The sequence below is a fragment of the Rhizobium anhuiense bv. trifolii genome (assembly GCF_024346605.1).
In the GTDB taxonomy this organism is placed as follows: Bacteria; Pseudomonadota; Alphaproteobacteria; order Rhizobiales; family Rhizobiaceae; genus Rhizobium; species Rhizobium anhuiense.
The window spans coordinates 707,953-733,603 of record NZ_CP098801.1 but is presented as its reverse complement, the minus strand read 5'-3'; the positions used below and the strand labels follow the sequence as shown (position 1 = coordinate 733,603).

Below are 25,651 nucleotides of genomic sequence, written 5' to 3'. Positions count from 1 at the left end.
CATCTCAATCCTTGTTCAGCAGCGTCTGCCGAAGCAGGATGATCAGCATCGAATAGGCAAGCAGCAGCACGAGCAGCACCAGCGCGATCGCCGAGGCATAACCGAAATCGAGCCGCCGGAAGGCCGTGGTGAAGATGTAGCTGGCGACGATCTGTGTGCGATCCGCCGGCCCGCCATTGGTCATGACGACGATGAGATCGGCGAAATTGGAAATCCAGACGGTGCGCAGCAGTACGGTGATGGCGATCGTCGGCGCCAGAAACGGCAGGGTGATCGAGCGGAAGCGCTGGAACCAGCCGGCGCCGTCGATCGACGCCGCCTCATAGAGATCGCGCGGGATCGCCTGCAGGGCGGCAAGCAGCGTGATGGCGAAGAAGGGAATGCCCCACCAGACATTGGCGGCAATCGGCCCCCACATCGCATAATTGGGATCGGAGAGGATATTGCCCGGCTCATGCATCAGCCCAAGGGCGAAGAGCCAGTGCGGGATCGGCCCGATGACGGGATTGAACAGCCAGGCCCAGTTGAGGCCGGCGAGGAAGGACGGCACGGCCCAGGGCAGGAAGACCAATGCCTGCGCGATTGCCCGGCCCTTAAACGGCTTGTCGAGCAGCAGCGCCAGGATCAGCCCGAAGACGAACTGCAGGACGACGGAGGCGCCGGTCCACCAGAGCGTGTTCCGCAACGCCCCATAGAAGGCGGCATCCCCGGCAAGCTCGCGGAAATGATCGAGCCCGACGAAGCCGCCGGAAAACGGATTGAGCAGCTGGATATCGCGGAAGGCATAGGAAACACCGACCGTCAGCGGCACCAGCATCACCGCGATGATCAGGATCAGCGACGGCGCGCTGTAGAGATAGGGCTCCGAAGCATCGGCAACGCGACGCAGCCATGGCCTGCGGTCGCGACGCATGTTGAGCGTATCGGCGGAAATGGTCATCAGCCAAGGGTTCCCGTTCGCGGCGTTCTTGCGCCGTCTGCGTCATAAAAAGAAGCGGCGGCGGCCTGTTCTGCAGCCGCCGCCGTCGGTCCGTCGCTTACTTCTTAGCGAGGAACTTCTGCTGCGCCTTGGTGAGGTAGTCCGCCCACTGATCGGCCAGATCCTTCGCCGAGATATCGCCGAGCAAGGCCTGCTGCGAAGTCTTGATCGCCAGCGAATCCTTGAAGAAGGCGAACTCCTCGAGGTAGGTCGGCATGACTGTGGGCACCGTGTTCGGGTCCGCCAGTTCCTCGAACCAGCCCTTGAACTGGTCACCGGCATAGAAGGGATCCTTCTCGGCCGCGGTATAGGCCGGCAGGGCGCCGATGCGCTTGTTCCACTCGATATTGCCTTCCGGCCCTTCAAGGGTGGCGATCAGCTTCCAGGAGAGATCCTTGTTGCCGCTGGTTGAAAACATCGACCAGCCGCCATAGCCGATCGTCGGGAAGGACTTGCCGTCGGGACCCTTCGGCAGCGGCATGACGCCGAAATCTTCTTTTTTCATGCGTTCGGCAATGGCGATCAGCGCATCCGGATCCTGATCGAGGAACGCGCAGGTGCCGGAATAGAAACCGGCGACGACTTCGTTGAAGCCCCAGTTGACGCTATCCTTCGGCGCATAGCCCTTCTTGTAGAGATCGACCATCCATTCGATGCCCTTGGCCCAACCGGGGCTGTTCATCGTCGAGGTGCCGTCGTCGTTGAAGTACTTGTTCGAACCGGCCATCGTGGCGGCGAAGATCATCCAGCCGTTGAGACCGCCCGGTCCGCCGCGCATGCAGTAACCGTATTTGCCGGGGAGCTTGGAAACCTTTTCCGAAGCGGCGGTGAATTCTTCCAGCGTCTTCGGTGGCGCGGCCACACCGGCTTCCGAAAGCAGCTTCTTGTTGTAGAACATCGCCCTGAGATAGAAGCCGTAGGGCAGCATATAGGCGGTGTTCTTGACGTCGCGGCCGAGTTCGAGCGCGCGCGGCGTCAGCTCCTTGGTGTGCTCCCACTTTTCGAGGTAGGGCTCCAGGCTCTCGAGCATGCCGTTATTGGCATAGAGCGACAGCCAGGTATCGGGCATTTCCATCACATCGGGCACGTCGCCGGCCGATACCATGGTCGCGAACTTCTGGAACGCTTCGTTCCAGGGCAGCGAGATGATGTCGACCTTCGTGCCGGGATTGGCGGCTTCGAACTTGCCGACGATCGATTTCAGCGTTTCGGTGCGCTCCGGGCTGGTGATGACTTCGACAAGCTTCAGCGTCGTATCGGCAAAGGCCGTGCCCGCCATCATCGAAGCAAAGAGCGTTGAGATTATTAGTTTTTTCATGGCTCAGTTCCCCCTTGTTAGGTTTCTCTCAGGTTTCAGGATAATGAGGCGGCGGCGAGCGCCTCCTCGATGTCCCTCCACAGAGCCTCGGTTCCTTCGAGGCCGACATGGAGGCGTACGGATCGCGCATGGATGCCGAAGGCATGTGCGGAATTCGGCTGTGCCTTCTGCTGAAGCACCACCTCGCCCGGTACGATCAGGCTTTCATGTCCACCCCAGCTCACACCCAGTTTGAAGAGCTTGAGGTGATCGGCGAAGGCGCGGATATCGACGCCTTCGCGGAAGATGAACGAAAACAGGCCCGAGGTGCCGTTGAGGCCGGCGGGCAGACGGTTGGCGAGCCCGGGATGGCAGACCGTCTCCACCACATCGAGCTTCTGCAGGCGCCTGGCGATTTCAAGCGCCGATGCCTCGTGGGCCTTCATGCGCAGCGGCAGCGTGCGCAGGCCGCGGATCAATAGCCAGGCGTCGAACGGCGAAAGCTTGCCGCCGAGATAAGGATAGGCCTCGGCCTTGACGCGCGCAATCATCGCCTTCGAGCCGGCGATGACGCCCGCCACCACATCGCTGTGGCCGCCGAGATATTTGGAAGCCGAATGGATGACCAGATCGACGCCGAGCGTCAGCGGCCGCTGGAAGAACGGGCTCGCCCAGCTGTTATCGATCATCGAGACGACGCCGTGTTGCCTGGCGAGCGCGGCAAGCGCGCCGACATCATGCGCCTCCATCACCCAACTCGTCGGGCTTTCCAGATACAGGACCTTGGCGCCGGGCAGCGCCCTGGCGACGGCTTCCTCGTCGCGGCCGTCGACATAGGTCACCTCGATCTTCATCCGCTTCAGGATGGTGCCGAACAGACGGAAGGCATCGGGATAGACATGCTTGACGGCGACGATGCGGTCGCCCGGCTCGACGAAGCTCAGCACCGCCGACGAGATCGCCGCCATGCCGCTGGCAAAACCCAGCGCATCTTCCGCTCCTTCGAGCTTGGCCAGCATTTCCTCGAAAGCGCGCACCGTCGGATTCAGCCCGCGCGTATAGATCGGCCGCACCTTCTCGCCGCGATAGGAGGCGATCATCTCGTCATAATCGGCAAAGGTGAAAAGCGAGGTCTGGAAAATCGGCGGCACGACGGCTTCGGCGAAATTGCCTTCGTCGTGCGCCGTAATGAGGGAGGCAAGGTCGAACGGTTCTGCGCCGTTGCTCATTTGGACATTTCCTTGATGTCTTCTTCGACGATGTCGAGAATTTTCAATGTTTCCAGACGCGCCGCCTCGGGATCCCCGGCAGCGATCGCGTTGAAAAGCGTGCGGTGAAAGGGAAAGGACCGGCGGGCAAAATCCTGCCGGTCGAACGGATGTTCCCAGAAGCGCTCGAAGGTCTCGCGCATCTGCTCGAGCAGCTGGCGAAACAGCGGATTGTGGGTGGCGTCGTAAACGGCGAGGTGGAAGGCCAGATCCTCCGGCCCGGAGGTGCCTTTCTCCAAATGCACCCGCTCCATTTCATCGAGCTTTTCCTCGATAACGACGAGATCCCTTGCTGTGCGCCGCCGCGCCGCGACCATGCCCGCCTCGCATTCGATGCCGCGGCGGACCTCCAGCGTCTGCAGCAGCGCGTCGCGCAGATGCACCGCGTCGAACGACAGCGGCATATGGATCGTCGCCCGGGAAACCGGCTTCAACAGATAGGTGCCGCTGCCCTTGCGCGTCTCGATGACGCCGAGCGCCTGGAAATGGCGGATCGCCTCGCGAATGGTCGAACGGCCGACGGCAAGGGCTGCCATCAGCTCCCGCTCGGCCGGCAGACGGTCACCCGCCTGCAACCGTGCCTCCTCGACATAATCCGCCAGCGCATCAGTCACCTGACGCGCGCGGTCCATGACCGGAAGCGGCCGGATCACCGGCCTGTCGCTACGATTTGCCTTCATGGTTCCCCATTTTCTTATCAGGCAGTCAGCGCGTGAAATTGGTCTGACATCTTAGCATTTCTCAAAGAGCGAAAGACGTCAAGCAGTGATTTTCGGCAAAGAAGAACTGTCCAACTCTCCCGTGTGATCCCTCTTCAACAACCATCTGACATGGCCCTGACAATCGTCCGCTCTGACCTAGTTAGTCACCGACGGCCGGGGACGGCGGCCGTCGGGCTTTTGAAAAATCGAAATCAACGACAAGAGGAAAAGTTGATGAAAAGCATATTGTTACCTCGTTATGCTGTGCTGTTTGCGCTGTCGGCGATGACAGCTCCCATTGTCGGCGCGCCGGCTCTCGCCGAAGAGTTTGTTGCCTCGCAGAGCAAGACGGTCGTCGAAACCAACAAGGGCAATCTCGTCGGCGCACTCGATGATGGAATCTACAGTTATCTCGGCGTCCCCTATGCACGTGCCGACCGCTTCATGCCGGCCGAAGAGGTGGCGCCCTGGAAAGGCATCCGTCCGGCTGTCACCTACGGCGAGAACTGCTTCATCCCCCGAATGAAGGAAGTGGCGGGCGACGAACTCTTCAATCCGCACCGCTATCTGCCGATGAGCGAAGCCTGCCAGTTCCTGAACATCTGGACGCCAGCGATCAAGGACGGCAAAAAGCGGCCGGTCATGGTCTGGATTCATGGAGGCGGATTCACCAACGGCTCCGGTATCGAGCTGACCTCGTATGACGGCCACAATCTGAGCAAGGACGGCGATGTTGTCGTCGTCACCCTCAACCACCGGCTCAACGCGCTCGGCTTCCTCGATCTTTCCGCCTATGGCGAGAAGTACAAACGGTCGGGCAATGCCAGCATCACCGATCTCGTCGCTGCGCTGAAATGGGTCCACGACAACGCCGAAGCCTTTGGCGGCGATCCCGGCAATGTGACGATTTTCGGCCAGTCCGGCGGCGGCTACAAGGTGCGCGCCCTGATGGGGACGCCTTCGGCGAAGGGCCTCTTTCAGAAGGCGATCGTCCAGAGCGGCTCGCGGACCGATTCGGTCGTCGATCAGGCGTCCTCGCGGAAGGTGGCCGAACTGACGCTCGCCAACCTCGGTCTGAAGGCTGAGGAAATCGACAAGCTTGCCGACGTCGACTACTACGATCTCCTTGCCGCAGCCGACAAGGCCATCAAGGACGCGACCGCCCAGGGCGCGAAGGACGCCCGCTATGCGCCCGTTCAGGACGGCGACTACATTCCAGCGAATCCTGTCGGAACAGAGTGGGTCGATCAGGCCAAGGACATTCCGCTGATGGTCGGCAACACCCTCAATGAATTCGAGACGGTCATCACTCACAAGGCGGGCGAGCTGCTTGCCGACAATAAGAACGGCTGGGACGGTGCGAAGTCTGAGGCCAAGCTGAAGGAGCGCTTCGCCGATAAGGCCGAGGCGGTCGGCAAGGCATTCATGGCCGCCTACCCCGAAAAGAGGATCGCCGACGCCTATTTCCTGGATCTGCGCTTCCGGCCGGGCGCCATCCGTGATCTCGACCTGAAGGCGAAGCAGAACGGGGCTCCGGTCTACTCCTACATGTTCGCCTACGAGTCACCAGTCCTCGATGGGATTGCCATGGCCTGGCATTGTGCGGAACTGCCCTACGTGTTTGCCAACGCCGCCCTGGTCAAGACGTCGACCGGCGGTGGCAGCGACGCCCTCGCGCTGTCCAGGAAGGTGAGCCAGGCCTGGGTGAATTTCGCCCGCAACGGCAAGCCGAGCGCCGATGGTCTGCCCGACTGGCCGGCCTACACAACCGACAAGCCGGCGACCATGGTTCTCGACAACGAGTCCCGCGTGGCAGTCGATCTCGATCGCAAGCTGCTGCAGGCGGCGGGCGCTCTCTAGCGCCAATTGCACGACAGGACATACGGCGCCGGCTGACATCGACCGGCCGGCGCCAGCTCGCAACAAATGCGCCTTCGCCAACATCAGCCGTCTTCAGGCCGCCGATCCGGGACCTGACCCAGCGACCTCCCAGCCGCGGCCGATCGAAAATCGCAGACGCCATCCCTTTCGGTTCTGAATATTTTCAGATACGCGTGCTGACAGACGCTTGCGACGACACAAGCGTCCGTTGTGCCTTCGAGCATGCCGTGAGATGCTCCAGCGCGAGGCATACCCCTGGGACAAAGGCATGCGCGACTACCTGAAAAGCAGAGATTTTCACCGACATATGCGCTCGCTGCTGGCTCCGAGATTTCGGGAGTTCGGCTGGGAATCCCAGAACGCGGGCAGGTGCAGCTTTGCCCGGGACGGAAGGGTTTGCTGGCTGCAGGTATCCCAATATTCGAACAGCATTATGGGTGCCAAATTTACGATCAACATGACAGAGGGCTCCGGCCCAGCCGGTGACACAAGAATACTTGGTCGCCTCGACGAGGCGGATCGAAGAATTGGAAAAGCTCTGGAAGAAAGCATCATCGCGCGTCTTCCCAGGCCCGATCCCGACCCGGAGATCGAAGTCGTCGGAGGCAACGGCCAAATGATATTGGTCAAGCTCGGCGATCTGGCTCGAGCAAATCCACGACAATGGGAGGCCCCCTCCGACGTATGGCTGCCTTATTTCAGCAAAAGCGATCTTGACGATTGGGCTGCGTTTCTCTTGCCTCGCATTGAGCGATTGACCGCACCATCCTCATCGGAAAAGATCGATCCGCAATTGTGGGCTCAGCGGTTTCGCCGTCTCACGCGGCTGTTCCGCCCGAAGTGAGAGCACTCGGCGATCCATCGAGCCGCTCCGATGACGTCTCAGTCGATGGAGTTTTTAACCGCCCACCGGCTCCAGATCGATCAGCGCCTTGATCGGCAGGTGGTCGGAGGCGATGCGCGCCAGCGGCGTATCATGCGCTTCCACCTCTGAAATAATCCCCTTGCGGTTGGCGATGATGCGGTCGAGCGCCAGAAGCGGCAGACCGGCGGGAAAGCTCGGCACGGCCGGCGGCAGCTCTCCGAAGGCGGATTGAAAGGTGTTGAGCGAGGAGCGGTCGCCCAGTCGCCATTCGTTGAGGTCGCCGAGCAGGATGGTCGGCATTTCGTGCCTGTCATTGATAAGCTCGACCAGTGTGCGGGCCTGCTGGGCTCTGTTATGACGCAGCAGGCCGAAATGCGCGGCGATGATGCGCAGCACCCCGCCCTGCTCCAGCTCGATTTCGGCGACGAGGGCGCCGCGCGGCTCCAGCCCCGGCAGTTTGACCTGGTGCACGTCGTGCACCAACCCCTTCTTGAAGAGCACGACGTTGCCGTGCCAGCCATGCGCCTTGGCCATGCCGGCAACCGGCACCGGGATCAGTCCCGTCTCCCGCTCCAGCCGGCCGAGATCGAGAAGGCCGGTGCGCTCGCCGAAGCGCGTATCGGCCTCCTGCAGGGCGATCACGTCGGCGCCGATTTCATGGATCACCCGGCTGGTGCGCTCCGGATCGAAGCGCCGGTCGGTCCCGACGCATTTATGCACGTTGTAGGAGGCGATCAGCGTTCCCGCACTGCGCGGCCTTGCCTCCGTTTGGGCTGCGTCGAGCCGCTTTTTCCTGCTCCTGATCGAGGCGAGAATGCTGGCGGGAAGGCTATCTTTTCTGGCGTGCATCGGCAGGCGCACTTGTTCCGTTGATCAAAAGGCTACTCACTCCGCAGTATAGGCGGCCGAGCGGAACTTGCCATGTCCGATGACAAAAAAGCGCGTTGCGTCGACGATAATTCATGCGACGCGCCAGATTTTGATTTTATGCATGCCGTCCTCCCAAAACCGCCGCACAGTTTTGAGCGACATGCATTAGAGATAGGGCGAACCCAGCCATAGCACCTTTTCGAGCAGCCGCACCGCAAAGGGCCGCGCCTGCAGCCCCTCAAGCGTCACCAGCGTCGCCGATTTCAAGGTTTCCTCGATATGCTCGTCGATCTCGGCAGCGAAACCTTCGTTCAGCACTTCAAGATCGACCTCGAAATTCAGCCGCAGCGAGCGCGGGTCGAGATTGGAAGAGCCGACATAGGCCCAGGTGCCGTCGATCGTCAGCAGCTTCGAATGGCTGAAGCTGCCGGTCGAGCGCCAGATTCGGCAATAATTCTTGAGGATCTGATCGAATTGCGCCGTCATCGCCCGATCGACCAGCACGAGATTGTTGACCGCAGGCACGATGATATCGACTTCGACCCCGCGCCGCGCCGCCGTCACCAGCGCGCTGATGAGTTCGCGGTCCGGCAGGAAATAGGGCGACATGATGCGGATCGACTGGCGCGCCACGGAAAATGCGCCGGTCAGCATCTTGTGGTTGGTCTCGACGCTGCGGTCCGGGCCGGAGGCGACGACACGCATCAGGATGGGATCGCCGGGACTGCGCTCTGGCGGTTCGATGCGCCAGGGTTCGTCGTTCAACAGCTCCTGAGTCGAGAAGCGCCAGTCTTCGGCGGCGAGGTCGAAAAGGTCGGCGACAACAGGGCCGGTGACGCTGAAATGCGTATCGTGGGCGAAGCTCTCTCCCGTCGCCTCCTCGCTGAAACCCGCCCGGATGTTCATCCCGCCTGTCAGCGCAATTTTCCCGTCGACGATGAGGATCTTACGGTGGGTGCGCAGATTGGCATAGGGCAGCCGCAAACCCATGATGACGTTGCCGTTGAAGACGGCGACGGTGACGCCGCCCTCGCGGAGATGGCCGAGAATGCTCGGCACCGAATACCGCGCACCGACCGCGTCGATCAGCACCCGGACCTCCACGCCGCGACTGACCGCTGCAATCAGCGCGTCGGCGATCCGAAGGCCGATCACGTCGCGGTCGAAGATATAGGTTTCGAGCAGGATGCTGCGCGTCGCCTCGTCGATGCTGGTCTTCATCGCCGCATAGGCCTCGTCACCGGTCTCCAGCATGTCGATCGTATTGCCGGAGGTCAGCGGATTGCGCGTCACCCGGTCGCCGAGCCTCTGAAGCGCCGCGAAGCGGCGCCCGAACTGGCTGATCACCGTCTCGGCCTCGGCATCGAATGTCTCCAGCTCATCGAATTCGGCCGCAAGAAGCAGCGCGTCGCGGCGGATGCTCAGCGATTTGCGGCGGATGCGGTTGATGCCGGCAATCGCGTAGAGCAGCGCACCGATGATCGGAGACAGGATGATGACGCCGACCCAACCGATCGCGGCGCGCACTTCCTCCTTGGTCATGGCGGCATGGATCGCCGCCGCGGCCCCCATGGCGATCGAAACGACAAAGAGGATATGCGGCCAGTAGGTCGACAAGAGATAGAACATCGCTGGCAAATATAGCCGCGAAACGGCGACGTTCAATCGCAGGGCGGCTCTCCCATGACGCGAAATTTTTCGCCGTGATCGTTTGCCGGCCGGGAACCGATCGCGAAAGTCCCGGAATGGGTCAGCAGATTTGGAAAGCCCGCTCCCAATTCCCGAACGGGAACAATCCCGGCACAGATCGATTGATCTCGTCGAGATGAGGATCGCCATCATGAACATAGTTGCAAACGTCGGTCCCGCCCTGACACTCGAAGTCGCGGAGGCGACAGGCATTGCCGAACTCCGGCATCAGGCCGAAGGCTGCACCCGTTGTGATCTCTACAGGAATGCCACGCAAATCGTCTTCGGCGAAGGCCCCGGCAAAGCCGAGATCGCCCTGGTCGGCGAGCAGCCGGGCGATCAGGAGGATCTGACCGGCAGGCCCTTTGTCGGTCCCGCCGGCCGGCTGCTCGATCGCTGTCTTGATGAGGCCGGTCTCGACCGCCGGCGCTGCTATGTCACCAATGCCGTCAAGCACTTCAAGTTCACGCCGCGCGGCAAGCGGCGGCTGCATGCAAAACCGAATGCCGGCGAGATCAGGCGTTGCGCATGGTGGCTCGGCGCAGAGATCAACATCCTGCAGCCGAAGCTCGTCGTGACGCTCGGCGCAAGCGCGCTTTATGCGCTGCTCGGGCCGAAGGTGAAGCTGACACCGCAGCGCGGCCATATTCTGCAGCCGACAAATGGTCCGCCCGTTCTGGTCACCATCCACCCTTCCTATCTGTTGCGCATCCGCGACGAGGCGGACCAGCGCCGGCAGCACCTGGATTTCGTGTCAGATCTGCACAAGGCGGTGGAGTTTCAGTCCTCGTGAAGGCCGATTCTCAACCCTAATATGCTGCAACGCGAAATATTCCAGCGTGCAGAGCGATTTCGCTTGAAAGAGTTCCTCTCCTCTGGAACCATCTCAGCAGTATCGCGTTCGAACGACGGCATCATGTGACTGGAGATCAGCGATGGCAGAAACTCGAGACGAGTGGATCAAAAAACGTGCATACGCCCTCTGGGAAGAAGAGGGTTATCCGACAGGGCGAGATTCCATCCATTGGGAACAGGCACGCTACGAGCGCGAAGCGCTCGAGGGTTCTGCGGCGTCTTCCGACGGCAAGGAAGTCAAGCCCAAGGCGAAGCGCACGGTGGCGGGCAGCAAGACGAACGGCGTCGTGACACCGGCACCAAAACGGACTGCGAGCCGCAAGACGGCGTCCTGACCACTGGAATACCGAACATGTCGATTAGAAGAGGGCGTCGTCACGACGCCCTTGGACCCCTTTTGTCATATGCCTGAATTAGTTGTGCTTTATCGAATTTTAGAGGTGGCTTCCACGCGGGGGTGAACAGAGGCCGGATGACGCTGCAAGCTTTGAGGCTTTCAAGAAAATTGAGCGCTGGCCCCGATAATCGGGAACAACAACATAGAATGGCTGTTTATGGCGAAACCGGGGAAGTCGCCATGAATAACGGCCATATCGAAATCCTTTCCGTTCGGCTTTTGGCGGCCACCAGCCGCGCGTTCACCGCGATTGTGTGAGGGATGGAGATGTCGCTCCTCGTCATCGCCGCGCTGCTCTATCTCGGTGTCGCGCTGGGTTTCATCCTCGTCGTCGACAATCTCGTCGGACTGGTTTTCCGTGATCCGCGCGCGCCGGTGCAACTGGTCTCCGTCTATATCGGCCGCGCCTTCGCTGCATCGCAAAAACTCTACCGAAAATAACCGCTTGCAGGCCATGTCCGCAGACCGCTTACACTGTTGAACGCCCTGGCGCATCGCCCTTTGCGCGTCCGAAAGGACGCACGAAGCTCTGGGTTAAGGATATTTCGACCGCGCCCTTTCCCTCCTATCGCAAGCCTCTATGTTGAGGGTTTGGCAGGCTGAACCCCGAGGTGGCCAATCACTCCGGCGCAGCGGATGACAAGGAAACGATTTTGAATGGGAAGCGTCGGGAACGGCTGGCCGAGAGGCGGCGGCGAAATCGGCGAATTGTTGCGGCATCCAACCTTCCACGCCGTCGGTCTCGGTTCGGTCGAAAGCTGGCCTGCTTCTCTCAAACATATCGCCGAAATGGTGCTGAATTCCCGCCAGCCCAAATTCGTCGCCTGGGGTCCGGACCTCGCCTTTCTCTACAATGACGCCTATGTGCCGGTTTTCCCGGAACGGCATCCCGATGCACTCGGGAGACCCTTCCGCGAAGTCTGGGCGGATATCTGGGAACAGTTCGCCCCGATCGTCGCCAGCACGCTGGAAGGCGGTTCACAGCTCTTCAAGGAGCTGCTCATCCCGATGCGCCGGGACGGACGCACCGAGGAAACCTGGTTCACCTTCTCCTACACGCCGCTGCGCGACGATGACGGCACGGTCGCCGGCATCCTCTGTGCGGCGCTTGATGTCACCGACCAGGTGGCGGCCAAGCGCGGCGAAGAGATGGCGCTGGAAGAGCTGCGCGCCAAATCGGAGGCGCTTGCGGTCGTCAACCAGGCGGGTGCAGCGATTACCGCCGAGCCCAGTGTCGAACGCCTCACCCAGATCGTCGTCGATGCCGGCGTGACGCTGACCGGCGCGGAATTCGGCGCCTTCTTCTACAATGTCGACGATGGCGAGGGCGGCAGCTACATGCTCTATGCCCTCTCCGGTGTCGACCGGAAGAACTTCGAGAAATTCCCGATGCCGCGCAATACCAAGGTCTTCGCGCCGACCTTCGAAGGCGAAGGCATCGTGCGCTCCGACGACATCCTGCTCGACCCGCGCTACGGGCAGAATGCGCCGCATGCGGGCATGCCGAAGGGACATCTGCCGGTCAGGAGCTATCTCGCCGTGCCGGTGAAATCACGTGACGGCAGCGTCATCGGCGGCTTGTTCTTCGGCCACGGGCAGCCCGGCCGTTTTTCCCAGGCGGCCGAGGCAAGCCTCGTCAGCCTGGCCGGCCAATCAGCCGTCGCGATCGACAATATCCGGCTCTTCCGCGCCGCCAAAGTCGAAATCGACCAGCGCCGCGACATGGAAGATCAGCTGCGCAAACTCAATGAAATGCTCGAGGTCCGCGTCGCCGCCGAGATCGCCGAGCGCCAGCAGGCCGAAGCCGCACTCCAGCAGTCGCAGAAGATGGAATCGATCGGCAAGCTCACCGGCGGCGTTGCCCATGACTTCAACAATCTGCTGCAGGTGATCTCCGGCAATCTGCAGCTTCTCGGCAAGGACGTGGCCGAGAACGGCCGGGCCAAGGAACGCATTTCCAACGCGCTCGCCGCCGTCGAACGCGGCTCGCGGCTGGCAAGCCAGCTGCTCGCCTTCGGCCGCCGCCAACCGCTGGAACCGAAGGTCGTCAATATCGGCCGGCTCGTCACCGGCATGGACGACATGTTGCGCCGCGCGCTCGGCGAAGAGATCGAAGTCGAGACCATGGTCTCCGGCGGCCTCTGGAACACCTTCGCCGATCCGATCCAGATCGAGAACGCATTGCTCAACCTTGCGATCAACTCCCGGGACGCGATGGACGGCGCCGGTAAGCTGACGATCGAGGTCGGCAACGCCTTCCTCGACGATTCCTACAGCCGCATCCATCCCGAAGTCACCGCCGGCCAATATGTCGTGCTCGCCGTCACCGATACCGGCTCCGGCATGACGCAAGAGATCATGCAGCAGGCCTTCGAGCCCTTCTTCTCGACGAAACCGGAAGGCAAAGGCACCGGTCTCGGCCTGTCGATGGTCTATGGCTTCGCCAAGCAATCCGGCGGCCACGTGAAGATCTACAGCGAGATCGGCGAAGGCACGACCCTCAAGCTCTACCTGCCCCGCTCGCTCCAGAGCGAAGATCGCGTCACCACCACCGACGCCGTGCCGGCAACCGGAGGCACGGAAACCATCCTCGTCGCCGAGGATGACGAGGGCGTTCGCGCCACCGTCATCGAAATGCTGTCGGATCTCGGCTATCACGTGCTGAAGGCCAAGGATGCACAAAGCGCGCTCACCGTTATCGAAAGCGGCGCCCATATCGACCTGCTCTTTACCGATGTCGTCATGCCCGGCCCATTGAGGAGCCCGGAGCTGGCGCGTATGGCGCGCGAGCGTCTGCCTGATATCGCCGTGCTCTATACATCGGGCTACACCGAAAATTCGATCGTCCATGGCGGCAGGCTCGATCCCGGTCTCGAACTGCTCTCCAAGCCCTATACGCGCGAGGAACTCGCCCGCAAGATCCGCCACGTGCTTGCCAACCGGCCGCAACACCGCCAGGGGGCGGCAGATGCCGCGGTGCCTGTTGCCAAACATCCCGAGATCGCAGCTGAAAAGCTGAAGTTGTTGCTCGTGGAAGACGACGCCTTCATCCGCATGGACACGGCCGAGATCCTGCAGGATCTCGGCTATGAGGTCATCGAGGCCGATAGTGGCGAACGGGGCGTGGACATCCTCGGACACACCATTGTCGACATCATCGTCGCCGATATCGGCCTGCCCGGCATGTCGGGCCTGGTCTTCGCCGCCAGGGCGCGCGAGGCCTTTCCGTCGGTCGGCCTAGTCTTTGCCACCGGCAACAGCAGCTTGCCGATTGCAAACCGCTTCTCCGGCTCGGTGCTGCTGGCGAAACCTTTCAGCAGCACCGCGCTCGAGCGGGCGGTCAAGACCGCCGTCCAGCAGCGGCCCGTCGGCTAGCCCACGACGCCCTTTGCTGATTATTTACCCGGTGCCGTTGAACTCGGGATATTTGCGCATCCGATCCACCTCGCTGGTGCAGCTGTCGTCGCGCGCCGTCAGTTCGATCGAGATCGTGTCGGCAAGGTCGAGACGGCCGTTGCCGTGATGATTGCCATTGTCATGACGATTACCATCGTCATGACGGCTGGCGCCATCGTGATAAATGGGAATGCGCGCGCCGCTCTGGCTGACCAGCACGGCATCCCGCTCGAAACCTCGCTGCACCAGCCAGTCACGCGGCGCCATCAAGCGGATGTCGACCTCGTACGAATGCCCCTTCCCTTGCTTGAGACTGACGGTATAGGTGACCGGCGATACCTGGCCGTTCACGTCGATCGCGCCGTTTCCATCGGCTTTGACGATGTGTTTTTCCATGTTCTCGGCTCCTTCTTTGTGCGGGCCTGTGTCCAGGCTTTTCCCATCGGAAACCTGATAAAATCGGCTTTTGTTCCCGAAACCGGCCGTTGCAGACCATGGCGGGCGCCGGAACTTTTGGGCTCCGTACCGGTTCAATTCCTTTGAAAACCAGCAGGGCAAAACCAGAGGAGGTTGAGATGCCGAGAGGTGATAAATCCGACTATACCGACAAGCAGAAGCGCAAGGCCGAGCATATTGAGGAGAGCTACGAGGAGCGCGGCGTCTCCGATAAGGAGGCCGAACGGCGTGCCTGGGCAACCGTCAACAAGGAAAGCGGCGGCGGCAACAAATCCGGTTCCGGCCGCGGCAAGAAGGATACGCATGAATCCTCCGAAAAGGGCGGCCGCATCGGCGGCGCGGCATCCGCCGCACGCTCGAAGGAGGAGCGGTCCGCTTCTGCGAAGAAGGCCGCTGCGACACGCAAGCGCAATGAACATCACAGCCCCCACTAATGAGGGACAGGATGAGCGGTGGCTTGCCGCTGCCTGCATCCTGCACCCGCACCTGGTAAAGGATTTTCGCTATGGCCAAAGCGCAGAAGAAATGGTCGCAGGACGTCACCGAACACAGCGATGCGATGGACCTGAAGGAAGGCGTGTTCAAATCGGACGATCCGAAGAAGATTGCCCGCTCCGTCAAGCGCTCCGCCGAGAAGAGCGATCGCCGCAAGGCTAGCCCCTTCCGCGCGGCCATGTCGATGCTGACCTTCTACATCAACCGTGCCGGCGACCACCTGACGAAAAAGCGGCGCGGCACCCTTGAAAAAGCCAAGGACGAATTGCGAAAAGACTTCGGTCGCCAACCGAAGGATTGAGCAGTCATGGCATACGAGCTTTATTACTGGCACGGCATTCAAGGCCGCGGGGAATTCGTGCGGTTGGCGTTGGAGGAAGCCGGCGCCGACTATATCGACATCACCCGCCAATCCGGCCGCGGGCGCGGGACCGGCGCCATGTTCGAGATCATGGAGAGCCAAAGCGAAGCGCATATTCCCTTCGCGCCGCCCTTCCTGAAGGATGGCGACCTCATCATCCCGCATGTCGCCAACATCCTGTTTTACCTCGGCCCGAAGCTCGGCCTCGCGCCCGAGGACGAAGGCCTTCGCCATGTCGTCAACGGCCTGCAGCTGACCGTCACCGATTTCGTCGCCGAAGTGCACGATACGCATCACCCGATCGACACGTCGCTCTACTACGAGGACCAGAAGCCGGAAGCCAAAGCCCGCTCAGCCGCCTTCATCCGCGAGCGCATTCCGAAATTCCTCGGCTATTTCGAGCGTGTGCTGCGGCAGAACCCAAAAGGCTCGGGCCATATGGTCGGCGATACGCTGACCTATGTCGACCTCTCGCTCTTCCAGGTGATCGAGGGCCTCTCCTATGCCTTCCCGAAAGCCATGGCGAGCCGCAAGACTGATTACCCCGGCCTGCTGGCGCTGCACGACGCGGTGGCGAAGCGTCCGAATATCGCCCGCTATCTCGCCTCTCCCCGTCGCCTCGCCTTCAACGAGGAAGGGATTTTTCGGCACTATCCCGAGCTCGACAGCGCGGGATGAGGCAAGAGCCGTTTAGGCGAGCGGCACGGCCGCAGCGAAGAAATTTTCCCAAGGATCCTTCGGCCGGGTCTCCAGTTGCTGCGGTACGTTGCCGAGCGTGAAAGCGGCCGGACCTCTCACCACGTTCAAATCCGGCCAATCGATCGGCATCGAAACCGGCGCGCCTACTCGTGCTCGCGTCGAATAGGCCGCGACCGCCGTATTGCCGCGGCCGTTGCGGAGATAATCGATGTAGATATGCCCCCCGCGTTTCGCCTTCGTCGCGGTTGCCAGATACTTCTCCGGCGCGTCGGCCGACATGCTTTCGGCAAGCGAATGGGCGAAATCCTTCACCTCGGCCCAGCCGGCCTTCGGCGCAAGCGGCGTCACCACATGCAGCCCCTTGCCACCCGATGTCTTGACGAAGGCGGCTAGGCCACGCGCCTCCAGCCGCGTCTTCAATTCTAGCGCTGCTGTGATGACCGCGCACCAGGCCACGTCCTCGCCGGGGTCGAGGTCCATGGTGATCATGTCGGGTTTTTCCCAATTGTCGGTGGTGACGCCCCAGGGATGAATTTCGAGCACGGCCGATTGCACCAGCGCCACGAGACCGTTGAAATCGCCGATGCGCAGCAGCTTTTCGCCGTCCGGATCCTCCGGGTCGGCGATCTCCTCGATATGCGGATTCATGCCTTTCCAGGCATGTTTCTGGAAAAATCGTTGGTGGCTTTTTATCCCATCCGGCAAACGCAGCAGCGCCAGTGGCCGGTTGACGACATAGGGCGCCATGAACGGCCAGACCGCCGCGTAATAATCCGCGAGCGCCTGCTTCGTCACGCCCTCATCCGGCCAGTAGAGCCGGTCGGGATGGGTCAGCGAGACGTCAGATGCTGGCGGATGTCTGGGGTTCATTCTTCGATCTCGCGTGTGAGGAAATCAAGTAGCCTGTTTTCCTCGGCCCGCAAGCCCCGCAGCGGCTCGTTACCGCTCTCGACCAGAGGATGGTCGTTGCCGGCGAGTGCGATGATCGCCGGATGGATATAACTCGAACGCGAGATCGCCGGCGTGTTGTGCAGTGCCTCGGCCGCGGCTTCCGACATCTGCTTGACCGTCGGCCGGCCGCCTCCGGTAATCGCCTCGCGCGCCGCGCCGAAAGCCGCCAGCGAGCCGGCCCAGGTGCGAAAGGTTTTCGCCGAGATGGGAATGCCCGATATCTCGGCGAGATAGGCGTTCAACCGGCCGGAATCGATCGGCTTCAGCGCCCCGCTTTCATCCTTCCAGACGAAGAGCTGGCGCCCGGGTAGGTCGGCTATTTCCTCCAGGATCTTCTGCAGCCTGGGATGTTTGAGACTGCGCTGGACGCGTTTGCCGCCCTTGGCGCGGAATTTCAATTCGATCCGCCCGTCGACGATCTTCAGGTGGCGCTTCAGCAGCGTCGTTGCGCCATAGGTGCCGTTCTCCCTGACATAGGCCTGGTTGCCGACGCGCAAATGCGCCTCGTCGAGCAGGGTCGTCAAAGCCGCAAGCACACCGTTGACGTCCTCCGCGCCGGTGTCGAGATGGCGCAGCACGGTGCGGCGTATCTTCGGCAGCGCCCGGCCGAATTCGATCAGCTGATGGAATTTTCCCGCACTGCGGAAGGATTGCCATTCCTTGTGGTAACGGTATTGCTTGCGCCCGCGCGCATCGATGCCAGTCGCCTGCAGATGGCCGTTATCATAGAGGCAGATCCACACATTCTCATAGGCCGGCGGCAGACCGAGCGCACCGATGCGTGCCCGCTGTAATTCGTCAGCGAGCGTCGTGCCGTCGGGCATCACATAGCTGAAGCCCTTGCCTTTCCTGCGTCTTCGGATGCCTGGTTCGGTATCGCTGACATAGACGAGACCAAGTTCGGTGATGGCTTCGGCATTCATCTTCGCTGCGACCTGTTACCTGCTCCTGCGGCCGAACTGGAACCACCGCCGACGCTCGGCTTTTGTCGCATCCTTCGGCGGCTCGGTCTGGCCCTTCGGCGCGAAGACCGCCACGCTCTGGGCATAGACGATGACCGGATTCTGCGGCTCGTGCACCTTGAAGGCGTCCGTCTCCGCGCCCGTGTCGAGAACCCTCGACCACTGTTTCAGCCCATTCACGACAGGCAGGTGAACCTCGCAATCGCCACCGGCATTGAAGATGAGGAAGAGGTCGTCCATCGTCTCGGTGTCTGGCGCATTCACGCTCCTCGAGACATAGACCCCGAACACCTGCAATCCGTCGTCGTTCCAAGCCCCATCGTCCATGAAGTTGCCGTCCGGCTTGTACCAGGCGATCTCGATGCGGCCATCCTCGGCGGTCTCGCCGGTCAGGAACCGCTCCTGCCGCAAGACGGGATGGGCCTTGCGGAAGGCGACGGCCTGCCGGCAGAAATCGAGGAAAGGGTCGTCGAGCCCCGCCCAATCCGTCCAGCCGATCTCGTTGTCCTGGCAATAGGCGTTGTTATTGCCGCCCTGGCTGTTGCCCACCTCATCGCCGGCAAGGATCATCGGAACGCCCTGGGAGAGCATCAGCGTCGCCATCATGTTGCGGCGCCGCCGCGTCCGAAGGCTGTTGATGTCGTCGTTATCCGTCACTCCTTCGGCACCCATATTGTCCGAATGATTGTCCGAATGTCCGTCCCTGTTATCCTCGCCGTTCGCGTCATTGTGCTTGTCGTTGAAGGAAACAGTATCCATCAGCGTGAAGCCGTCATGGGCTGACAGCAGATTGATCGATGATGTCGCACCGCGATCCGAGTGGTTGAACTGTACCGCCGAGCCGGTGATGCGCTGCGAGATCTCCGACACCATGCCGCCGTCGCCCTTCCAAAAGCGGCGCACGTCGTCACGAAACTTGTCGTTCCACTCACGGAAGGGGTGCGGGAAGCCGCCGACCTGATAGCCGCCGTCGCCCACGTCCCAGGGCTCGGCGATCAGCTTGACACCGGCGAGGATCGGATCCTGGCGGATGGCTCCGAAAAACAGGCCCTGCCTGTCGAATTCCATATCCTGGCGGCCGAGCGTGCTGGCAAGGTCGAAGCGGAACCCGTCGATATGCATGACGCCGACCCAATAGCGCAGACTGTCGAGCACCATGCGCATCACCATAGGATTGGCGGCATTCAGGGTGTTGCCGGTCCCTGTTGTATCGAAGGTGTGGCGAGGATCGTCGGGTGAGAGGGTATAATAGCTGGCATTATCGAGCCCGCGGAAGGAGAGCGTCGGGCCTTTCTCGCTGCCTTCAGCAGTGTGATTGTAGACGACGTCCATGATGACTTCGATGCCGACGGCATGGAACTTCTTCACCATGGTCTTGATCTCGGTGATCTTGTCGCCGGACATGTAGCGCGATTGCGGCGCGAAGAAGCCGAGCGTCTGGTAGCCCCAATAATTGCGCAGGTTGTTTTCCAGGAGATAACGATCGTCGAGGAAATACTGGATCGGCAAGAGCTCGATCGCCGAGATGCCGAGCTTGACGAGATGGTCGATGATCGGATCGCTGCACATGCCGAGAAAGGTGCCGCGCAGCCTGTCGGGCACCTTCGGATGGGTCATCGTCAGGCCGCGCACATGCGCCTCGTAAATGATCGTATCAGGCCAGGGACGGCGGATCGCCTCTTCACCCGCCCAGTCGAAATCCGGATCCTGCACCACGCCCTTGACCATGAAGGGGGCGCTATCACGTTCGTCGAAGGAAAGATCGTCCTTGCCGATCTGGTAGCCAAACAGCGCGTCGTCCCATTTCAACTCGCCCGTCACCTGCTTCGCATAGGGGTCGAGCAGGAGCTTGTTAGGATTGAAGCGATGACCAGCTTTCGGATCGTATGGACCATGGGCGCGATAACCGTAGACGGTTCCCGGTCCGACGCCGGCGATATAGCCCGACCAGATATCGCCTTCACGCTTGGGCAGCGGCAATCGCGCGACCTCCTTCTTGCCGTCCGGCGAAAAGAGGCAGAGCTCAACCTGTTCTGCATGCGCTGAGAATACCGCGAAATGGGTGCCCGAACCCGTATATTCCGCCCCGAGCTCCGGCTTGAGGAAGTCGAGTTCTGAAAATGAATAGCTCATAATGCCCCGCTCGATAAAAAGACCATGCGGGAAACGTAACGGCGGCTCGAAAGTTCCCTTGGCTTGCAAGGGAAGATCTCTCGAGGAGGCGGAGACTAAGGCATCAACTGTCCGCCGTTGACCTCGATAATCTGTCCGGTGATGTAGCCAGACAGCGTCGGCGATGCGAGGAAGAGATAGGCTCCAACGCAATCCTCGGAGGTGCCGACGAAGCCCATCGGGATCGACTTGCGCTGCAGCTCCATCTGCTCGTCATTGGTATAACGTTCGTGGAAGGGCGTGGCGATGACACCCGGCGCCACCGCATTGACGCGGATCCTGTCGGCGACGAATTCCTTGGCATGGCCGCGGGTGATCGTCGAGACGAAACCTTTGGACGCCGCATAGAGGATCGCACCATTGCCGCCGCCGTTGCGCGCGGCGATCGAGGTGGTGTTGATGATGAAGCCTCCCTGCTTCTTCAGCCAGGGATGCGCTGCACGCGTTGCCGCCAGCACCGAGCGGGCGTTGAGGTCCATGACCGCGGCATAATGCGCGTCGGTATATTCCGAGGTCGGCTTGCGCCCCAGCATGCCGCCGGCATTATTGATGAGCCCATCGAGATGACCGAAGGTCTTCGCCGTCTCCTCGACGACACGCTCGGTCTCGCCCTCCCTCGACACGTCGCCCTGGATCAGATGCACGGTGCCGCCGGCAGCACGGATCTCCTCGGCAAGTTTTTCCGCCGGTTCGCGGCTGGCATTGTAATGCACGCCGACCTTGGCTCCTTGAGCCGCGAAGGCACGGGCGAGTGCCGCGCCGATGCCGGTCGAGGCGCCGGTGATCAGCACGGCTTTGCCGGACAGGTCCGGCAGCTTGATGGATGCGAGCGATTGCGCAAGTTCGACCATGGCGACGAATGCCTCCCGAAAAACCAAGGACATAGGTGATGAAACGAATAGGAGAAGTCTTATCTAGGGGAAATCGACGAAGGGCAATGCACGAAAGGGCGAGATTTGCGTGAGAGGCCGAGGCTGACGAGCGGCGATGTGCTCGGTCGCCGGGAAAATCAGTCGGTCTGATGTCCGCGATTTTTCGTGACCGTCGGCATGCCTGCCGGCCTCAGATGTTTCCTCAGCGCCGCGATCCTGAAGATGGCGTTGGCAGCACCATAACCACGATAACCGCGCCGCTCGACGATCTCGAAGAACAGGCCTTCGCCATAGGTCGGGCTATAGAGCTGGAAATATTCGCCGTGCTCATCGCGATCATAGAGGATGTTGCCCGCCTTGAGGCGCTCGGCAAATTCGGCGTCGAGGCCGAAGCGGGCTTCGAGATCGTCATAATAGTTCGGCGAAATCGCCAGTGAGACGAAACCGTTTGCGGCAAGGGCTGCTGCAGTGGCAAAGATGTCGTGCGTCCTGAAGGCCAGATGCTGGATGCCGGAGCCGAAGGTTTCGGCGATGAAACGGCCGGCCAGCGTGTTGCGGTTCTCGGCGCCGTTCATGGTGATGCGCAGCGAGCCTTCCGCATTCTCGACCACCTGGCTCCTGACGATGCCCGAGGGATCGACGATATCGACCATCGGCGTCTTCTGCACGTCGATCAGCGACGTATAAAACAACAGCCAGGTCAAAAGCTCCTCATATTTCATCGTCTGCGCCATATGGTCGATCGACTGCAGCCCGGCCGGCTGAAGAGGGATATGGTCCTCGATCGCGTCGAATTCGATCTCCCAGATGCGACCGAGTTCGGTCTTGCGGTCGAGGAAATAGAGGATGCCGCCGCCGACGCCACGCACCGCCGGCACCTCGATTTCGCCGGCATCGAGCGATTGCTCGAATCGTTGGGCGCCGAGCGCAACGGCGCGTCGCAACGCTGCCGTTGCATCATCGACCATCAGGCCGGCGGCATAGGCCGAGGTGCCGTGGACGGAATAGGAGGCGCTGGCAAAGCCCTTCTGCTCGGTATTGACGACGAGGTTGATGGCGCCCTGGCGAAAGACGGTCACGCGCTTGCTCTTGTGTCTGGCCGCTCTTCTAAAGCCGAGGCTTGCAAACAGCGCTTCGAGCTCTGGCGCCTCGTCTTCAGCGGCGGTGAACTCGACGAAGGAGATGCCCTCGACGGCTGCGCGGGGCGGCATTGGAGGCACCGGCAGCGCACTCTGCGGCTGCTGCCGCTTGACCTGGTCGCCGAGATAGATCAACGAGCGGCGGCCGTCGACGGCGATTGCGCTCGCAGACCCGCCGCGGAATTGATCGTTGAAGATCTCCAGCGACAGATATCCGTCATACCCCGTTGCGGCGACAGCCTTCATGAAGTCGAGCACCGGCAGATCGCCTTCGCCGGGCATGTTGCGGAAGTGCCGGCTCCAATAGAGCAGATCCATGTCGATCAGCGGCGCGTCGGCAAGCTGGATGATGAAGATCTTCTCCTTCGGGATCGAGCGGATCGAGTTGACGTCGATCTTGCGCGACAGCGTATGAAAGCTGTCGAGGACCAGGCCGATATTTGGATGATCGGCCCGCCGGACGATCTCCCAAGCGTCGCGGTGATCATGGATGTGGCGGCCCCAGGCGAGCGCCTCGTAGCCGACGCGCAGACCGCGCCCGGCGGCCCGCTCGCCGAGTTCATGAAAATCTGCCGCCGCCCGGTCGAGACCGCCGAGCGACGCTGGCGAAACGTTCGAGCAGACGAGCACGAGATCGGTGCCCATTTCCTGCATGACGTCGAACTTGCGCTCTGCCCGGTCGAAGGTGCGGCTGCGCAGCGGTTCCGGCATGCCTTCGAAATCGCGAAACGGCTGAAACAGCGTGATCTCCATGCCGAGATCGCGCACCATCCGGCCGACCTCCTTGGGGCTGGCGTCGTAGATCAAAAAGTCGTTCTCGAAAATCTCCACCCCGTCGAAGCCGGCCCTGGCGATCGCCTCCAGCTTGTCGCGCAGGTCGCCGCCTAATGAAACGGTCGCTATCGATGTCTTCATCGCAGGAGTCCTTTCGCGACAGTGATCGGGATGGGAGCGCCCTATGCCGCCTTTGTCTTGGCGACGAGCCGTGACGCCGCCTCGAGTGCGAACTCATAGCCATCCGGCCCGAGGCCGCAGATCACGCCGGTCGCAGCAAGCGAGATGTAGGAGTGGTGGCGAACGGTTTCGCGGCGATGCACATTGGTGATGTGCAGTTCGATGATCGGGCCTTCGAAGGTCCTCAGCGCATCATGGATGGCGAGCGAGGTATGGGTATAGGCACCGGCATTGATGACGATCGCGTCGGCCGCATGGCGGGCTTCGTGGATCCAGTCGATCAGTTCGCCCTCGTGGTTGGATTGCCGGAAGTCGACACCATGCTTTCGGCCCGCCGGGCTCGCATGGCACATGGTTTCGATGTCAGCGAGTGTCGTGCTGCCGTAGATATGCGGCTCGCGTTGGCCAAGCAGATTGAGGTTGGAACCGTTGAGAACGAAGATCGGCTTCATGTCAGAATGCTTTCCTTGGATTTGTAGCTTGCAATGTCGGTGAGAATTTTCCGGCTGCGAGCGCCTCGTAACGATCGTGGAGATCGATCCGGCTTCCCGATGCGGCAGCCTCCGCCACGGCAAGCGTCGCGATCAGCGTACGGGCGCCATCCTCAACGGTGAGCAGCGACTCCGCCTCGCCGCGGACGACATCGCGGAAATGGTCGAGCTGGGCGTGGTAGGGATCGATGAAGCTTGCAAGCAGCCGCTGGGACCGGATCGGCTCGTTCCAGTTCTGGCTACCCTCTGCCTGCGCCCAATGGACCAGGGTCGGAAATTCCAGAGAACCGCGGCTGCCGACGAAGCGATAGTTGCTCTCTCCGCTGAACGGAAACTCGACTGCTTCGCCGGCCCCCTGCTCCGTCGTCCAGGGGGAAACCGCGCTGTCGCTCGCAAAGAAGGTGCCGATGCAGCCGCTATCGAATTGAAGCAAGGCGCCGGTGGTATCTTCAACCGGGAACTGCCGCTGCCGGTTTGAGGAGATGGCGCTGACACCAAGGATCTCGCCTGCCGTGTAACGCAGGAAATCGATCTCGTGAATGAGGTTGATCAGGATCGGTCCGCCACCCGGCTGCGTGCGCCAGGGGGCGATGCGGAAATACTCATCCGGCTTGTAGGCCGCCCAGATGGCGGAGACGCCGACAAGATTGCCAATCAACCCTTCACGCAGCAAGCGTCTCAGCGTCTTGACCTGGTCATGATGGCGGCGATGATGACCGACGAGCGTCCGGACATTGTTTGCGCGCACTTCCAGGAGCAGATCGGCGGCGCTTTCGAGCGTATCGGTCACCGGCTTTTCGATCAGCATATCGATCCCGAGGCGCGCGCATTCGATACCGATTTCGGCATGGCTCTGGTTGGGCGAGGCAATGATGACGGCCTGCGGCCGTGCTTCATCGAGCAGCGACTTGTAATCCTTGAAGACCGCAATACCCGGATATTGCGCCGAGATGCTGTCGCGGTTGACGTCAGCGATACCGGCAAGGTCGAAATCGGGATGATCGATGATCTTCTTGATGTGTTTGCGGCCGATCAGGCCTGCGCCGATGACGCCGATGGAGATATTTGCCATGCTTTCAACCATTCCGTTCCAGTCACAAGAGGGTTTGCAGGCGGGTGCGAGAAGCAACCGCATCCGCCAATGGATTTTCCGAGATGATTTCGATGACCACGTCGCCGTCGAAGCGAAGATCTTCGATGGTCTTCAGGATCGGCCGGAAGTCGATCTGTCCCGAGCCGATCGGCGCGTGCTGCCATTTGCCGTCGTCGGCATCCGAGAGGTGGATGACGCGAACCCTGTCCTTCAACATTTCCAGGCCGGCGGACGGATCCTCGCCGATCGCCCGGGCATTGGCGACGTCATAGACGACGTCGATATTGTCCCGGCGGCAGCGGTCGAGCATCGATCGGATCGAGGCCGCATCCGGGAAGACACCGATCGGGTGGTTTTCGAAGAGAAGTCGGATTCCGCAGGCGGCGGCGTGGTCCGCCAGCCGGACGAGGCAGTCAGCGACGATATCTTCCAGCACGCCCGGTGTCGCGGCGATGAGCGCGTGTTTACGCCCTGAACTCACCGTGACATAGCGGCTGCCGAGAAAGGCGGCCGCTTCGATTGCTCTGCCATAGGCGCCGACAGCAAACTCCGTCACATCGGGCATAGGGCTGGCGAGATTATAGTCGCCAACCGGCAGGTCGAGCGCGACCAGCTTTCCGCCAGCAGCGGCGATGCCGTTCCTGAGCGCGATCCAGTCCGTCGAACCGTGATCACGGATATTGAAATGCGGATCACTGGCAAGCAGCTGGAATTTCCTAAAACCCTGATCCGCCAGCCTGGCGATGGCCTCGGCCGCCGTCGCGTTCCAGACGAAGCCGAACGTATGAACACCGTAATCGAGTGGCAT

25 protein-coding genes are annotated in these 25,651 nt (G+C 61.3%); 10 read left to right on the top strand and 15 right to left on the bottom strand.

What is annotated here, in order from left to right:
* Nucleotides 1-4: 4 nt before the first annotated feature.
* From NE851_RS03535 to NE851_RS03520, 4 genes are all read right to left on the bottom strand, one after another.
* Nucleotides 5-940, bottom strand: coding sequence for a carbohydrate ABC transporter permease (locus NE851_RS03535; protein WP_183844796.1), 936 nt, complete (start codon nucleotides 938-940; stop codon nucleotides 5-7).
* A gap of 97 nt (nucleotides 941-1,037) precedes the next feature.
* Nucleotides 1,038-2,297, bottom strand: a complete 1,260-nt coding sequence (locus tag NE851_RS03530) for an ABC transporter substrate-binding protein (protein WP_183844795.1) — start codon at nucleotides 2,295-2,297, stop codon at nucleotides 1,038-1,040.
* Between the two features lie 35 nt (nucleotides 2,298-2,332).
* Entirely contained in the window at nucleotides 2,333-3,505 is a 1,173-nt protein-coding gene (locus NE851_RS03525; protein WP_097622717.1) for a PLP-dependent transferase, read from the bottom strand.
* On the bottom strand, nucleotides 3,502-4,224 hold the full coding sequence (locus NE851_RS03520) for a FadR/GntR family transcriptional regulator (RefSeq protein WP_047612905.1): 723 nt from the start codon (nucleotides 4,222-4,224) through the stop codon (nucleotides 3,502-3,504). The genes NE851_RS03525 and NE851_RS03520 overlap by 4 nt, the downstream gene beginning before the upstream one ends.
* Before the next feature lie 255 nt (nucleotides 4,225-4,479).
* Here NE851_RS03520 and NE851_RS03515 point away from each other — a divergent pair, with 255 nt between their 5' ends.
* Nucleotides 4,480-6,105 carry a carboxylesterase/lipase family protein gene (locus tag NE851_RS03515; RefSeq protein WP_047612899.1) on the top strand — a complete coding sequence of 542 codons (1,626 nt, stop codon included), beginning with the start codon at nucleotides 4,480-4,482 and terminating at the stop codon, nucleotides 6,103-6,105.
* 289 nt (nucleotides 6,106-6,394) lie between these two features.
* Complete coding sequence (locus NE851_RS03510; protein ID WP_097622838.1) at nucleotides 6,395-6,970, top strand: hypothetical protein; 576 nt, start codon at nucleotides 6,395-6,397, stop codon at nucleotides 6,968-6,970.
* 54 nt (nucleotides 6,971-7,024) lie between these two features.
* Here NE851_RS03510 and NE851_RS03505 read toward each other — a convergent pair whose 3' ends face one another.
* Nucleotides 7,025-7,840 (bottom strand): endonuclease/exonuclease/phosphatase family protein, encoded by an 816-nt coding sequence (locus NE851_RS03505; RefSeq protein WP_047612893.1) that lies wholly within the window; start codon nucleotides 7,838-7,840, stop codon nucleotides 7,025-7,027.
* 186 nt (nucleotides 7,841-8,026) lie between these two features.
* Nucleotides 8,027-9,490, bottom strand: a complete 1,464-nt coding sequence (locus NE851_RS03500) for a phospholipase D-like domain-containing protein (protein WP_063476255.1) — start codon at nucleotides 9,488-9,490, stop codon at nucleotides 8,027-8,029.
* Nucleotides 9,491-9,701: 211 nt separating this feature from the next.
* On the opposite strand from NE851_RS03500, the gene NE851_RS03495 reads away from it, so the two are divergent.
* The 5 genes from NE851_RS03495 (at nucleotide 9,702) to NE851_RS03475 (ending at nucleotide 14,177) form a co-directional block, all read left to right on the top strand.
* A complete protein-coding gene (locus tag NE851_RS03495) occupies nucleotides 9,702-10,343 on the top strand; it encodes a UdgX family uracil-DNA binding protein (protein ID WP_063476256.1) in 642 nt (213 codons plus the stop codon).
* A 142-nt stretch (nucleotides 10,344-10,485) separates the two neighbouring features.
* A complete protein-coding gene (locus NE851_RS03490) occupies nucleotides 10,486-10,740 on the top strand; it encodes a DUF2934 domain-containing protein (RefSeq protein ID WP_047612891.1) in 255 nt (84 codons plus the stop codon).
* A gap of 137 nt (nucleotides 10,741-10,877) precedes the next feature.
* Entirely contained in the window at nucleotides 10,878-11,060 is a 183-nt protein-coding gene (locus tag NE851_RS03485; protein WP_047614894.1) for a hypothetical protein, read from the top strand.
* A 9-nt stretch (nucleotides 11,061-11,069) separates the two neighbouring features.
* Nucleotides 11,070-11,243 carry a hypothetical protein gene (locus tag NE851_RS03480; RefSeq protein ID WP_164735898.1) on the top strand — a complete coding sequence of 58 codons (174 nt, stop codon included), beginning with the start codon at nucleotides 11,070-11,072 and terminating at the stop codon, nucleotides 11,241-11,243.
* Between the two features lie 216 nt (nucleotides 11,244-11,459).
* On the top strand, nucleotides 11,460-14,177 hold the full coding sequence (locus NE851_RS03475; RefSeq protein ID WP_063476019.1) for a hybrid sensor histidine kinase/response regulator: 2,718 nt from the start codon (nucleotides 11,460-11,462) through the stop codon (nucleotides 14,175-14,177).
* Between the two features lie 24 nt (nucleotides 14,178-14,201).
* On the opposite strand, the gene NE851_RS03470 is transcribed toward NE851_RS03475, so the two are convergent.
* Entirely contained in the window at nucleotides 14,202-14,594 is a 393-nt protein-coding gene (locus NE851_RS03470; protein WP_063476018.1) for a hypothetical protein, read from the bottom strand.
* 179 nt (nucleotides 14,595-14,773) lie between these two features.
* Here NE851_RS03470 and NE851_RS03465 point away from each other — a divergent pair, with 179 nt between their 5' ends.
* The 3 genes from NE851_RS03465 to NE851_RS03455 all read left to right on the top strand — a co-directional run bounded on the left by NE851_RS03465 (nucleotide 14,774) and on the right by NE851_RS03455 (nucleotide 16,188).
* On the top strand, nucleotides 14,774-15,088 hold the full coding sequence (locus NE851_RS03465; protein WP_047612885.1) for a hypothetical protein: 315 nt from the start codon (nucleotides 14,774-14,776) through the stop codon (nucleotides 15,086-15,088).
* 71 nt (nucleotides 15,089-15,159) lie between these two features.
* Entirely contained in the window at nucleotides 15,160-15,450 is a 291-nt protein-coding gene (locus NE851_RS03460) for a DUF3175 domain-containing protein (protein ID WP_063476017.1), read from the top strand.
* A 6-nt stretch (nucleotides 15,451-15,456) separates the two neighbouring features.
* Nucleotides 15,457-16,188: a glutathione S-transferase gene (locus tag NE851_RS03455; RefSeq protein ID WP_063476016.1), complete on the top strand. Its 732-nt coding sequence runs from the start codon at nucleotides 15,457-15,459 to the stop codon at nucleotides 16,186-16,188.
* Nucleotides 16,189-16,200: 12 nt separating this feature from the next.
* On the opposite strand, the gene ligD is transcribed toward NE851_RS03455, so the two are convergent.
* The 8 genes from ligD to NE851_RS03415 form a co-directional block, all read right to left on the bottom strand.
* The gene (gene ligD, locus NE851_RS03450; protein ID WP_047612878.1) at nucleotides 16,201-17,079 is read right to left on the bottom strand and encodes a non-homologous end-joining DNA ligase; all 879 of its coding nucleotides are present in this window, start codon (nucleotides 17,077-17,079) and stop codon (nucleotides 16,201-16,203) included.
* A complete protein-coding gene (locus NE851_RS03445; RefSeq protein ID WP_063476015.1) occupies nucleotides 17,076-18,083 on the bottom strand; it encodes a DNA topoisomerase IB in 1,008 nt (335 codons plus the stop codon). Before NE851_RS03445 ends, ligD begins: the two co-directional genes overlap by 4 nt.
* A gap of 15 nt (nucleotides 18,084-18,098) precedes the next feature.
* Nucleotides 18,099-20,255 (bottom strand): glycogen debranching protein GlgX, encoded by a 2,157-nt coding sequence (glgX, locus tag NE851_RS03440; RefSeq protein ID WP_063476014.1) that lies wholly within the window; start codon nucleotides 20,253-20,255, stop codon nucleotides 18,099-18,101.
* A 95-nt stretch (nucleotides 20,256-20,350) separates the two neighbouring features.
* Nucleotides 20,351-21,145 (bottom strand): SDR family NAD(P)-dependent oxidoreductase, encoded by a 795-nt coding sequence (locus NE851_RS03435; protein ID WP_018448491.1) that lies wholly within the window; start codon nucleotides 21,143-21,145, stop codon nucleotides 20,351-20,353.
* A gap of 158 nt (nucleotides 21,146-21,303) precedes the next feature.
* The gene (locus NE851_RS03430) at nucleotides 21,304-23,220 is read right to left on the bottom strand and encodes a bifunctional sugar phosphate isomerase/epimerase/4-hydroxyphenylpyruvate dioxygenase family protein (RefSeq protein ID WP_063476013.1); all 1,917 of its coding nucleotides are present in this window, start codon (nucleotides 23,218-23,220) and stop codon (nucleotides 21,304-21,306) included.
* A 41-nt stretch (nucleotides 23,221-23,261) separates the two neighbouring features.
* The gene (aroQ, locus tag NE851_RS03425; RefSeq protein WP_028757578.1) at nucleotides 23,262-23,711 is read right to left on the bottom strand and encodes a type II 3-dehydroquinate dehydratase; all 450 of its coding nucleotides are present in this window, start codon (nucleotides 23,709-23,711) and stop codon (nucleotides 23,262-23,264) included.
* Nucleotide 23,712: 1 nt separating this feature from the next.
* On the bottom strand, nucleotides 23,713-24,822 hold the full coding sequence (locus NE851_RS03420) for a Gfo/Idh/MocA family protein (RefSeq protein WP_063476254.1): 1,110 nt from the start codon (nucleotides 24,820-24,822) through the stop codon (nucleotides 23,713-23,715).
* 22 nt (nucleotides 24,823-24,844) lie between these two features.
* On the bottom strand, nucleotides 24,845-25,651 hold the full coding sequence (locus NE851_RS03415; protein ID WP_047612865.1) for a sugar phosphate isomerase/epimerase family protein: 807 nt from the start codon (nucleotides 25,649-25,651) through the stop codon (nucleotides 24,845-24,847).